9 protein-coding genes are annotated in these 12402 nt (G+C 35.1%); 4 read left to right on the plus strand and 5 right to left on the minus strand.

Annotated elements, in window-relative coordinates; translation table 11 throughout:
• The 3 genes from QXW15_RS05985 to QXW15_RS05995 form a co-directional block, all read left to right on the plus strand.
• Positions 1-646: ABC transporter ATP-binding protein (locus QXW15_RS05985; protein WP_342790157.1), on the plus strand; the 646-nt coding region annotated here is incomplete at its 5' end.
• Positions 633-1358 (plus strand): ABC transporter permease, encoded by a 726-nt coding sequence (locus QXW15_RS05990; protein ID WP_052656890.1) that lies wholly within the window; start codon positions 633-635, stop codon positions 1356-1358. The genes QXW15_RS05985 and QXW15_RS05990, both read left to right, overlap by 14 nt.
• A gap of 278 nt (positions 1359-1636) precedes the next feature.
• A complete protein-coding gene (locus tag QXW15_RS05995; RefSeq protein ID WP_342790158.1) occupies positions 1637-3250 on the plus strand; it encodes a radical SAM protein in 1614 nt (537 codons plus the stop codon).
• A gap of 4 nt (positions 3251-3254) precedes the next feature.
• Here QXW15_RS05995 and QXW15_RS06000 read toward each other — a convergent pair whose 3' ends face one another.
• Positions 3255-4436 (minus strand): MFS transporter, encoded by a 1182-nt coding sequence (locus tag QXW15_RS06000; protein ID WP_048102398.1) that lies wholly within the window; start codon positions 4434-4436, stop codon positions 3255-3257.
• A gap of 113 nt (positions 4437-4549) precedes the next feature.
• On the opposite strand from QXW15_RS06000, the gene QXW15_RS06005 reads away from it, so the two are divergent.
• Positions 4550-4798 carry a hypothetical protein gene (locus QXW15_RS06005; RefSeq protein WP_048102399.1) on the plus strand — a complete coding sequence of 83 codons (249 nt, stop codon included), beginning with the start codon at positions 4550-4552 and terminating at the stop codon, positions 4796-4798.
• Positions 4799-4840: 42 nt separating this feature from the next.
• On the opposite strand, the gene QXW15_RS06010 is transcribed toward QXW15_RS06005, so the two are convergent.
• From QXW15_RS06010 to carA, 4 genes are all read right to left on the minus strand, one after another.
• Entirely contained in the window at positions 4841-6124 is a 1284-nt protein-coding gene (locus tag QXW15_RS06010; protein ID WP_048102538.1) for an MFS transporter, read from the minus strand.
• Positions 6125-6386: 262 nt separating this feature from the next.
• On the minus strand, positions 6387-7796 hold the full coding sequence (locus QXW15_RS06015) for a cytosine permease (protein WP_048102400.1): 1410 nt from the start codon (positions 7794-7796) through the stop codon (positions 6387-6389).
• A gap of 220 nt (positions 7797-8016) precedes the next feature.
• Complete coding sequence (gene carB, locus QXW15_RS06020; RefSeq protein ID WP_052656878.1) at positions 8017-11178, minus strand: carbamoyl-phosphate synthase (glutamine-hydrolyzing) large subunit; 3162 nt, start codon at positions 11176-11178, stop codon at positions 8017-8019.
• Positions 11171-12226, minus strand: coding sequence for a glutamine-hydrolyzing carbamoyl-phosphate synthase small subunit (gene carA / locus QXW15_RS06025; RefSeq protein ID WP_048102402.1), 1056 nt, complete (start codon positions 12224-12226; stop codon positions 11171-11173). Before carA ends, carB begins: the two co-directional genes overlap by 8 nt.
• Positions 12227-12402 lie beyond the last annotated feature (176 nt).

Below are 12402 nucleotides of genomic sequence, written 5' to 3' on the forward strand. Positions count from 1 at the left end.
CATTATAAGGGATACAAAGAAACTAAGAAAAACAATAGTAAGCATACCACAGGAGGCCTCACCCATAGGCATATTAACACCGTATGAACAAATATTTATGTATTTAACCGCCAGAAACTTTTCCCTTAAATCGGCCAAGGACGAAACGTTAAGGGCCTTAAGGGAACTGGATTTATATGATAAAAAGGATGTGCCTTCGGATGAACTCTCTGGTGGAATGAAAAGAAAAATGTTCGTTGCCATGGCACTTGCTGCAAACACTGAAACAATTTTCCTTGATGAGCCCACAACAGGCCTTGACCCCCTTTCAAGGCTCGAAACTTGGAGCGCCATAAAAAAGCTTTCAGGGAATATAATATTAACCACACATTATATGGAGGAGGCCAGGGAGCTTGCATCAAAAATATACATAATGGATAAAGGCAGAATAATAAAATCCGGGAATTATGACCAGCTTTTAAGGCCATATAAAAATATGATCAGAATAGAGTCCATGGAAAAACTGGATAATTCATATAAAATAGGAACTTTGTATGTAAAATATATAAAAAAATCTGATATTGATAAAATAGGCAGTGATGTGAGTGTGCGCGATATAACCATTGATGACCTTTTTATAATGGAGGATGAAAATGCCAAATATTAAATTTATACTCACAATGGCATGGTACTATGGCATAAAAACCATAGCCAGAGGGCCATCATACCTTATTGCCTCACTTGCCACACCGCTTACCTTGCTTTTTCTGGTATTTGTATTAAGCCATGGTGCACTTGTTAAATTTGCAATAGTCGGAGGTTTAATTGCATTTATTGGGTCTGTTGGGCTTTCGGGCGCCGGTGATTCAGCATTTTTCAGGTTACAGTTAAGAATTCAGGAGCTTTATGTTGCAACCAGTATAACACAGTTTGATTACATGGCCGCATTTACACTGAGCTATTTCATCTTTTCAGTTCCCGGAATTATTCTTTATGTTTATCTTGGTATTATTTACCATCTATTCACATTATATAATTCCATTGCACTCGTATTAATTATGCTTATACTTATTGTAACCACAACGGCAATATCCTTCATAATATCAGGATCCATAAATCATCTAAGGAATATATGGGGAATAACCGGAATTTTAACTGTTATTACAAGTATACTGCCACCAACATTTTATCCATATTATTATGTTCCAAAAATATTTCTTTATATAATTGCAATATCACCAACAACACCAGCAGCAATTCTTGTTCAGGGATTTTTTGGCCTTGCACCCATGAATTTAATGATGCTTTACGTGCTTTTGATAGAGCTTGTAATATACTCAATTCTTGCCAGATTTCTTGTCAGATGGCGCGATAAGTGATAAACAGTAATTTATGACCGGTTTTTCATATGCTTTATAATTTAATTATATAACTTTAAGAATATTTTTTTAAAAATAATAATTTGACAAATTTAATCTGGAAATTTAATTCTTTTTGAGAAATATGATTTACAAAATTATATAGTTTTAAATAATTAACCTATAAGTTATCTCTAATTATACATTTATATCATTATAATGTTCTCAAAAATATGTTAATATATAAATTCATTTGGATTTATAACAAAAATTTAAATATTTACAAATAATTTATAATTATGAGCCAGATAGTTCTAACCTCGGATCGCGGAACGTTTTCGAATTACGGAGGTGTGCAGGTTTTTGGCTACGTTTCATGTCTTCCGCATAACATTGTTCCAAAGGCCTTAATGAATGCCATATTTTCAAAAAGACCTGGTAATCCTGAAAAAATAGACAGTTTTGTGCCATACTCATTAAGGAAACTTGAGGCCATACTTTTGAAGAATAATTTTAATGATGTGAAAATAGCCCCGCCTGATGACATTGAAAAATTTATAGATGAAAATACAAAGGTTCTTGGTATAAATGTTCATGATCCCTATGGATTGAGCCCTGTAACATTTAAGCTAACAATGCTTTTTGGCGGGCAGGAAAGCTGGAATGCCGTATATTTTGAGGAGCTTGCTAAAAAGGTTAAAACATTAAAGGCAAAATATAATTTCAAGGTTATAGTTGGTGGTCCGGCAGCCTGGCAGATAGGATTAAAAAAACCTGATTTTGTTGATACAGTTTTTAATGGTGAGGCAGAGATTGATTTTCCTCTTATTGTCAAAAAGGCTTTGAATGGGGAAAAACTCCCGGAAAATATTACTGGAAGAATGCCGAAGGTTGAGGATATACCACCGATAGTTCATCCTGCACGGTATGGACAGGTTCAGGTTACGCGCGGCTGCCCAAGGGGATGCCAGTTCTGTTCCATAACACCTGAAACATACAGAACAATACCCCTGGAGGATATAAAAAAGGAGGCTAAAATAGAATTAAATGGCGGTGCAAAGGATATAGAATTAATAACTGATGATATACTGTTATATGGCCAGCAAAAATTAAGGGTAAACCATGATGCAATCATAGAACTTTTTAAAACAATGAAATCAATGGGAGCAAGATACGTTTTATTCCCTCATATTTCAGCACCTGCAGTTCTTAGTGATCCAGATACAGTATATGAAATGTCAGATATATCAAACCTAAAGGAATACGGGGCGGAGGCACCCGTGGTGGGCCTTGAAACAGGTTCTGTAAAAATAATGCATAAATACATGAATGCAAAGCCATTTCCCTGGAGGCCAGAGGACTGGAAATCTGTTATTGTAAGGGCAACCAAAATTATGAATGAGGCATATATTTACCCATGCTATACCATGACAATTGGATATCCGGAGGAGGATGAAAATGACTTAAAACAGAGCATGGATATTGTAAATTCAATCATAGATAACCAGTTTAAGGCCTTTATTTTCCCACTGCCGGTTATACCTATGACAAGTTCACATATACACAATAATCCATTTCCATACATGGAAAAACTACCATCTGGTTACTGGGAGCTCTTATATATGTCATGGAAGTATGACTTTGGGGTCATAAAGGATTTGATACCGGTCATGGCCAGATCAATGAACCCTGTTCTAAGGTATTTATCTGACAGAATGGTGGATTCCGTATTTTCCCATCTGGATGACATATTTTATAAACTGTACATAACACACGGAAAGAGCTCACAGGTATTTTCAAACATCAACCTGAATACCGTGGGTGGATTTCTAAAATCCATGGCCTGGCTGACAAAAACTGGATTAAAGGATAGAATTTCGGTAAATAATAATGGTGTCGCAACAAAAACCTAAAATTTTATTCATTTAATGCCTCGTCCCCTATGGATGATTTTTTTATCTTAAAAAGAACAGGTATAATAAAAATTATTGATATTATTCCAAGAGTAATAAATGGAACTGAAAATGTGCCATATACTGAAAAAAGGTATCCTATTACAAATGGAGATATGCTCCCTCCAACCTGCGAACTGAAGTTAATAATTCCGCTTGCAGATGCCAGATTCCTGTCACCACCACTTACATCTGATGCCATACCCATTGATGGCCCTGCATACAATCCATAGCTGAATCCTGCCAGAAATGAAGGCAGAATTACCAGATATCCCTTAATAAATGCAGTTGATATAATTATGGCACCGAGGAATAAAACTGTGACTGCTGCTATTAATGGCCTGCCGTTTTTGAACCTTTTCGATATCCTTCCACCAAGTGGCGATGTTATGATGCCACCTATTGACGGTATCCATGTATAAAGAAAAAGGTTTGAGCCTGATGCGATTCCGGAATAGACTATAAACGTTGAGTACAATGATAAAAATCCCAAATAGGAAAAACCTGCAGCAAACCTTATAAATGTTACATAAATAATATCCTTAGAAATCTTTTGTTTTTTGCTTTTTTTTCTTACCTCGGGCTCCTTAATAAAGGTCAAATCTATTAAAAGAACTGCTGCAAGAAAGCCAAAAATTATGTAAAATGGTAATTTGAATGTTATATTTAAAGCCTCAATTGTAATAAATTCCCCTATGGATGCGCCAACAAAATATGCTGTTTGATATATACCAATTGCGGTGGTTCTCTCCTTTCTGGGTGTCCATGCCTGTACAAGTGAGGCATCCGAGACGTAAAGTGATGCTGAAAAAATTCCAAGGAAAAATTGTATAATCATTAACGATAAATAATTATTAATAAAAAAGTAAAGCAGTATAAAAAGTATGAAAATCATTGAAAATGAAAGCTTTGATGTAAGCGACAGCCCAAATTTATCAGATAGCATACCTGATGGAATTTGAAAGGCCGTGTAACCTGCCCAGTATGATGTAATAAGCAGTGACCCCAGCAGTACGCTTATATGAAGATTTAAAATAATAAACGGTAAAATGGCCGGAATAAAATACCTTATTGATGAATTCAAATAGAATGACAAAAATGTCGGAATTATAATTCTCCCAAATGGGTAATTTTTAGATTTTTCCATTTAAATCAGGCTCATTATTAAAGGCTTATAAATATATTATTATTAAACCTTTTACCGCAAAACAATATTAATAAAACAAACTATTTATTTAATTTGATGTTATTATAATAATTATGACGGCACTTAATAAAAAGGATTATTCAAGATTTCTATGGATTCATAGAAAAACATTAATTATTTTTTCGGTAATAATTCTCGCATTAAGATTTATTCTATCAATAATTAAAGTAATGGCAATAATAATCAACGTTATGGATTTAATATCATTCATTGCTGCATTTGTGCTTCTGGAGATAATATTCATGTATAGCTATAAAAAGGACATTGAAAAACTTGATGGGACTAAATATTATAAAAAATAAAACCTTCAAAATAAGAAATTTATAAAAATAAAAAATAATTTATTATCTTGAATGCCTGACCATTAATACAACAATTCCTGCAAGAAGGACGAAGACAGCCATGGAATAAACACCTGCAACAAATGAATGTGTATAGCTTTGAAGGCCACCAACCAGAATTGGGCCAACTATGCCTCCAAGATTGCCCAGGCCATTGATCATGCCAATCGATGATGCGGAGCTTTCCCTTGTTAGCGCCTCCTGTGGTATATTCCAGAATATCGGTAAGAAGCTGAATATGCCTATTGCCGATATTGTAAAGAATATAAATGACGCCACTGGTGATGAAACCAGAAGGAATGCACTTAATGCAAGTCCGGCAAATGCAACGAAGAAAATAATGGCGGTTAAATGCTTTCTATTTCCTTTTTTATCCGAAAATCTTAATATTAAAATCAGGGCTATGGCAGCGACAACGTATGGAATATCACTTAGGAAACTGGCAGTTGCAGCGCTTATATTGGCCATGGATTTTATTATTGATGGAAGCCATATTGTGTATCCATATAAACCTGTTACACCAAGAAAATAAACGATTGTTAATAATATCACATCCCTCTGTTTTAATGCCTCCTTCCATGAAACTTTTATTGGCTTGTTTTCCTCCTCGTTTTTTAATTCCCTTTCAAGTGCATCCTTCTCATCCTTTGTTAGCCACTTTGCATCCTCTGGAAAGTCTGTTAAAACTACCCAGAGTATTGCCACGGATATAAGTGCTAATATTCCCTCATATATGAAGAGGTATCTCCATCCGGGATTATTACCGTACGCCGTAAATATTGCGCCAGAAATTAGGCCTCCAAAAATTCCTGCGACAGGAATTGCGGCATTAAAAAAGGAATTTGCAACACCACGCTCCTCCTTGACAAACCAGATGCCCATAAAGAACATGGTACCTGCATAAAATGGTGCCTCTGCAAGACCCAGTATAAACCTTAATGCATAAATTTCAGGCACATTCTGTACAAAACCGGTTACAATGGTTATTATTCCCCATGCAGAAAATGCAAAGGCAAATATTTTTCTAATGCCCATGCTGTTTATTCTAAGTGTTGTAAAGACCTGGGGAATTGCATATGCCACAAAAAATAGTGATGATGCAACACCGGCAATGAAATCTGCACTTGAGGCTGGTACCCCTATATCAGGAAACATGTTCGCAGCTATTGCGTATGATAGATTAACTCTATCAAGGAAGTTTATTACATAAAGGAAAAATAAAATCGGGGCCAGCCTTATATAACGCTTTCTCAGCGAATGTTTAACACTCTTTATAGTAACATCCATATAAACCGTATTCATACTATGATTTAAATTTTTCTTATATAACTTATATATTGTATAATTCCATTTAAATATATTCAAATATATAATCCCAGGGATATCAATTATTGGACTATGCCCGGACAATATTCTGGGAATAATTATTAAACCCTAAAATTACATAAACCTTACATATACATTTTTCAAATAGGCGAAATAAAATTTTTAATATTTATTTTCTAATGAATCTGGTAAATAAAAAATTAAAAAAATATGTTTATTTAATTTATTCACTTTCTGGCTCCTTCTCTGTTGCAGGTTTGTATCTTGCATTTGTTGCATAGAATAATATTATGTAAGATAATGCTGCCACAAGCGACCCAAATACCTGCTGTGGGAAGTAGTTAAAAATTGGATTTAACATGCCAAGGCCAAAGAAGTTTATCAGAACTCCTATTACAGTTGCAAGAACAGCATTTATGTTAAAATTGCCTGAAAATGTCTTGGGTATTGTATAAAAATCTCTTATTTTCGCAGTTTTTCTCAAATTTAAATACCAGTCAACTATTAATATAAATGTATATGGGAATAATAGATCAGCAATCAGGTTTAGGAATGTTTCTATATGGGTTAAAATACCAGCTATGGCCAGTATTATTCCAAATACTCCCAGAATTGCTGTTGATACTGGCTGGGCCAATTTTTCCTTCTGCTTCTTTTTAAAGGCAGGCTGTATTCCGGCAAGGAGGTCTACAGTTGATGGATATAAATTCATTGCATTTGTATGTATTACAGCCAGGGATGCACCAAATGCTGCAACACCTAAAAGCAGAAGAAGTGCGGTATTTTTAACAGGGAATGAAACTGCCGCAAGATTCCAGTTCCCTGCATAAATATTTGATGCGTAGCCGATTATGCCCATTAAAAATACAGGAACTATTATTCCAATAGGGGCTGCTATAAAATATGCAATTTTTGTCCATTTTTTCTCATTCCTCGTTTCAGGCTTTGCAAATCTGGTTGCTGTTGAAATTTTGTATGTCCATGATAGAATAGAAAATGCCAGAACAAGATTAATATCAATCCCCCAGTTAATGGGAACTGTCTGTGCTGTTAATGCTCCAAAGTTGACATGGAATAATGTTATTAAATAATAGGTTAAAATGGCATAGACAACGATTAATAGAATTGATGTATATCTATAGAAGTATTCAAGCCATTTTAGGCCGAACATTACTAGCAAAATCTGAAGTATACCAATGACTATAAACCAGATTACCGGGCTTGAATGCGTTAAAAGTGCCAGTATTTCACCACCGGTGGCGTCATTTACGCCGAACCAGCCAAGGTTAACAAAGGTGTAAAGCAGTGAAAGGCCGTTTGACGTCCAGTACCCGTAAGTTTTTCTTGATACAACCAGTGCCGATAATGGAATCTGCCTGCCCATGTTGGAAAACAATCCTGCAGGAATTATCCCAATTACCAGTGCTATTGTAATGACCAGCACCATATTCCAGAGGCCTGTTCCAGCAAGTAAAAGACCTATTAATGGTGTTGTTGCCGATGCGCTTGCCATGGCCCAGAAGTTGAATATTTTACCTGGTGAATGCGTCCTGCTTTCCTTTGGTATTGGATTTACCCCTATAACCTCCAGATGCTTCTCGGTAACCTGCGTGTCAAAAACATCCTCATTCATTTTAATTCACTTATGGTTATAAATTATATCAGTATTTTAACTTTTTTATACAGATATAATCTAATTATATTTTATATTTCATTTTATATCCATATTATTCAAAAATATTTAATAATTTTAACAAAATGTGATAATAAATATTAAAAATCCATGAAAACTTTATACACCCATCAAAATGGTAAATAAATATATAAAATTTTGTTTTGATTATTAATAAACTTTAGTTTTTAACATATTCACCTATTTCCCTGTAATGCGGTGTAATTTTTGATGTTAGTGCGTTTATAAGTGCAACCCCGAATTTTATATTGGTTATTAGTGGTATATCCCTTCTAACTGCAATTTCCCTTATGGAAAAGCCATCCCTGAATGATCCATATGTTTCAGATGGTGTATTTACTATAATTGATATATTTTCATTCTTTAAAACCTCACTTAGGCCCGGCTTCCGCATATCCTTGAGCCTGTAAACAGTAATATTTTTTATGCCGTTGTTTTCAAGATATTTTGATGTGCCCGGCGTTGCATAGATTTTTATTCCATTAAGTGATAATTTTCTTGCAATTTCCAGTGCCTCTGGCTTGTCACCGTCATTAACAGTAATAAGTGCGGATTCAAGCTTAAAATTCCTTTTAATTATTTTAATTGCCTTTGCCATTGCCTCATTAAAGTCCAGACCACAGCACATTGCCTCTCCTGTGGATTTCATTTCAGGGCCAAGGATCACGTCCATATCCCTGAATCTTTTAAATGGAAACACAGGAATTTTAATGAAATATGATTTGGGTTCCATATAAGTTTCCCTTAATGGTGTACCGAGAATGGCCTTTACCGCAGAATCAACCCAGTTTATGCCTGTTGCCTTTGCCACAAATGGTACTGACCTTGATGACCTTGCATTTAATTCTATTACGTAGATTTCATTATCCTTTACTGCAAGCTGCAGATTTGAAAGGCCAAGAAGATTAAAATTTGATCTTAGCTTCTCAACAATATCAAATATTTTGTTTTTAATAGAATCATTTACCATATTTGGGGCAAGCACCATTGATGCATCACCAGAATGTGTGCCTGCCTCCTCAATATGTACCGATATGCCTGCGATAACTGCCCTTGTGGAATCTGATACAAAGTCGACATCTATTTCTGTTGCGTTTTTGATGTATTCACTTACAAGTATCGGAAATCCGGGCCTTTCCCTGAATAGTTCCTGTATTCTGTCTATTAATATGTTGTAATCATAAATTATATCCATTGCCCTGCCACCAATAATAAAGCTTGACCTTATTATGACCGGAAGTTTTATGCTGGATATTTTTTTCTCAATATCATTTATATTTTCTATTTCTATGAACTCGGGCTGCTTTATGCCAAGCTTTTTAAGCTCTCTTGAAAATTTTGTCCTTTCCTCGATGTTAAATATATTTTCTGGAGATGTTCCAAGTACTATATTGCCAAATATTCTGCTTAATCCGGAGGCCATATTCTGACCGGTTTGCCCTGAAAACTGTATAATTATTCCATTTGGTTTTTCCCTGTGAATAATATTGGATACATGCTCCAATGTGATGGGCTCAAAATAAAGGATGTCAGATATATCAAAGTCTGTTGATACTGTTTCGGGATTGCTGTTCACCATAATGGATGTATATCCCAAGGATTTTAATGACATAACTGCCTTAACAGATCCATAATCAAATTCAACACCCTGGGATATCCTGTTTGGTCCTGATCCTATAATTACAATCTTTTTATTTTCAATTGTTTTAAAATCATTCTGTGAATCATATGAGGAGTATAAATATGGGGTGTTTGATTCAAATTCTGCAGAACATGTATCTATATTTTTATACACAGGCATAATATTATTATTAATCCTGTTTTTAATTATATCAACCTCATCCATTTTTGTATAATATGAAAGAGTTTCATCAGAAATTCCCAGTGATTTGATATATCTCAGATTTTCCGGGAGTTTCCCCGGTTTTAGTTTTTGCAACTCTGTAACAATATTTTTCATTTTATATATGAAAAATGGATCATAGCCTGATTTGCCTGCTATTGTCTCTATATCTATGCCCTGGAACAGTGCCTCAAATATGGCATAAAGCCTTAAGTCATTTGGTTTTTCTATTAATTCAAGTGTTTTATCCCTTGTTGTAAAAAGCCTCAAGGATTTTGAATCCTTTATATCCAGGGACGCAACACACTTTAAAAGAGCCTCCTCAAAGGTTCTACCAATTCCCATGGCCTCCCCTATGGATTTCATTTCTATGCCTATTTCCCTTTTAACAGAGAATTTATCGAATGGCCATCTGGGAATTTTAACTGTGATATAATCCATTGATGGCTCAAATGCGGCATATGTTGTTTTTGTAATTGGATTCTTAATTTCATTCAGATTATACCCTATTGCAATTTTTGTGGATATTCTGGCTATCGGGTACCCGGATGCCTTTGAGGCAAGTGCAGAGGACCTTGATGTCCTGGGATTTACCTCAACAACATAGTACTCATTATTTTTCTGGTCAAGGGCAAACTGAATATTGCATGAACCAACAACACCGATTGAGCTTACTATATGTATTGCCGCCGTTCTTAGTTTCTGGTAATCATCATTGCTTAATGTTAGTGATGGGGTTACAACAATGCTCTCACCGGTATGCACACCCATTGGGTCTAAATTTTCCATGTTGCATATGGATATGCAGTTTCCGGCATTATCCCTCATCATCTCATATTCTATTTCCTTCAGTCCAAGAAGAGATTCATCAAGTTCCAGTGGTATATCATTTATGATAAAGTAGTCCTCACAGTAATTAATTAGATCCTCCTTTGAATCAATTATCTTGCCTCCTGAACCACCCAGTGAAAAACCAGTTCTCAGTATTAATGGATATTTTTTAATATTTTCAATCTGTGCCATAAATGAATCCTTTGTTATTGTATATGAGTTTATTATGGGCTCATTAATGCTGCGCATCAAATCAAAAAATTTCTTTCTATCCTCTGCAATCTCTATGGATTTAACCGGTGTGCCCAGTATTTTTATGTTATACTGGCTTAATATTCCCAGCTTATCCAAAAGTATAACAAGATTTAACCCAACCTGTCCCCCTGTGGATGGCAGTATTGAATCAATATGTTCATTCTTTATTATTTCAATCACGGTATCCGGCTCCACAGGCTCAATATATATTTTATCTGCTATCTCCCTATCAGTCTGTATCGTTGCAGGATTTGAATTAAGAAGAACAGTTTTTATGCCCTCCTCCCTGAGTGCGAGGCATGCCTGTGATCCTGAATAATCAAATTCGGCAGCCTGCCCTATAACTATTGGCCCTGAACCTATTACAAGCGTGCATTTAATGTCCTTAATCATTTTTAACACCCAAAGTTTCATCTATTTTATCAAAAAACCAGCTCCCGTCATATGGCCCAGGATGGGCCTCCGGATGGAATTGCACAGAATAAACAGGTAAATCCCTGTGCTCCACCATCTCAACCGTATTATCATTAATATCCCACATTCTCATTGATAAATCAGTATTCCTTAGTGATTCATTATCAACGGCATATCCATGGTTATGGGACGTTATGTATATTCTAGTGCCATCAGTAACAGCATGGTTAACACCCCTGTGGCCAAACTTCATTTTTTTGGTTCTGCCACCAAAGGCCAGTGTAATAAGCTGGTTTCCCAGACATACACCGATAACAGGCTTTTCAGCTGAAACCTCCCTGATGAATTCAACCAGATTTTTTAATGCCGGATGATCCGGATTTCCAGGACCATTTGGAATAAAAACTGCATCATAATCAAGTTTTGAATTAAAAAAATCATAATTATACGGTACTATATGAAGTGATGCAATTCTTCCAAGGTTTGTAATGAGGCTATTTTTGGTTCCCACATCGATAAAAAGTATTTTTCTTCGGTCATTACCCTTATAATACTGGTACTCTTTTCTGGAAACCAAACCAACAAGGTCATCATTCATTGTGTCCGGAAATTCATCGGGGATTTCCGGCTTGTTTCTGATAAAACATCTTAAAACCCCATTTTTTCTGATTTTTTCAACGAGAACCCTAGTGTCTATGCCATCAATGGCCGGCACGCCTGACCTTTTCAAAAATTCATTAAAATCATTTCCAGAGGGTCCTCCGGAAAAAATTTCATGGGCGTCCTTTGTGATAAGGCCGGCAACCTGAATCTTCTCTGATTCCATTTTTTCCATGGAAACAGAGTAATTTGCAATCTCTGGGAATGCAAATATAAGTATCTGACCTGCATAGGAGGGATCAGTTATTGTTTCAATATAACCAGACATGGATGTTGTAAAAACCAGCTCACCATGGGATTCACCCTCATAACCATAACCCCTGCCACCTATTATCGTGCCATCTTCAAGTATCAAATATTTATCCATTTAAATCCTAAAAAGGGTAATTTTTGTATGGCATATATTATTTTCCATTATTTTAAAGAAAAAATTATTAAAAATAATAATATCATAATATTAAAAAATATTTTTATATATTATTTATATTGTTATATTTACAATTTTAATAATATAATATAAAATTTAATATTAAAAATGGCATT

The organism is Acidiplasma sp. (assembly GCF_038728925.1).
GTDB lineage: Archaea > Thermoplasmatota > Thermoplasmata > Thermoplasmatales > Thermoplasmataceae > Acidiplasma > Acidiplasma aeolicum.

Coding starts and splice junctions, on each gene's coding strand:
- QXW15_RS06000 (WP_048102398.1), bottom strand. CDS start 4,436: ATGGAAAAATCTAAAAATTACCCATTTGGGAGAATTATAATTCCGACA.
- carA (WP_048102402.1), bottom strand. CDS start 12,226: ATGGATAAATATTTGATACTTGAAGATGGCACGATAATAGGTGGCAGG.
- QXW15_RS05995 (WP_342790158.1), top strand. CDS start 1,637: ATGAGCCAGATAGTTCTAACCTCGGATCGCGGAACGTTTTCGAATTAC.
- QXW15_RS06010 (WP_048102538.1), bottom strand. CDS start 6,124: ATGGATGTTACTATAAAGAGTGTTAAACATTCGCTGAGAAAGCGTTAT.
- QXW15_RS06015 (WP_048102400.1), bottom strand. CDS start 7,796: ATGAATGAGGATGTTTTTGACACGCAGGTTACCGAGAAGCATCTGGAG.
- carB (WP_052656878.1), bottom strand. CDS start 11,178: ATGATTAAGGACATTAAATGCACGCTTGTAATAGGTTCAGGGCCAATA.
- QXW15_RS05990 (WP_052656890.1), top strand. CDS start 633: ATGCCAAATATTAAATTTATACTCACAATGGCATGGTACTATGGCATA.
- QXW15_RS06005 (WP_048102399.1), top strand. CDS start 4,550: ATGACGGCACTTAATAAAAAGGATTATTCAAGATTTCTATGGATTCAT.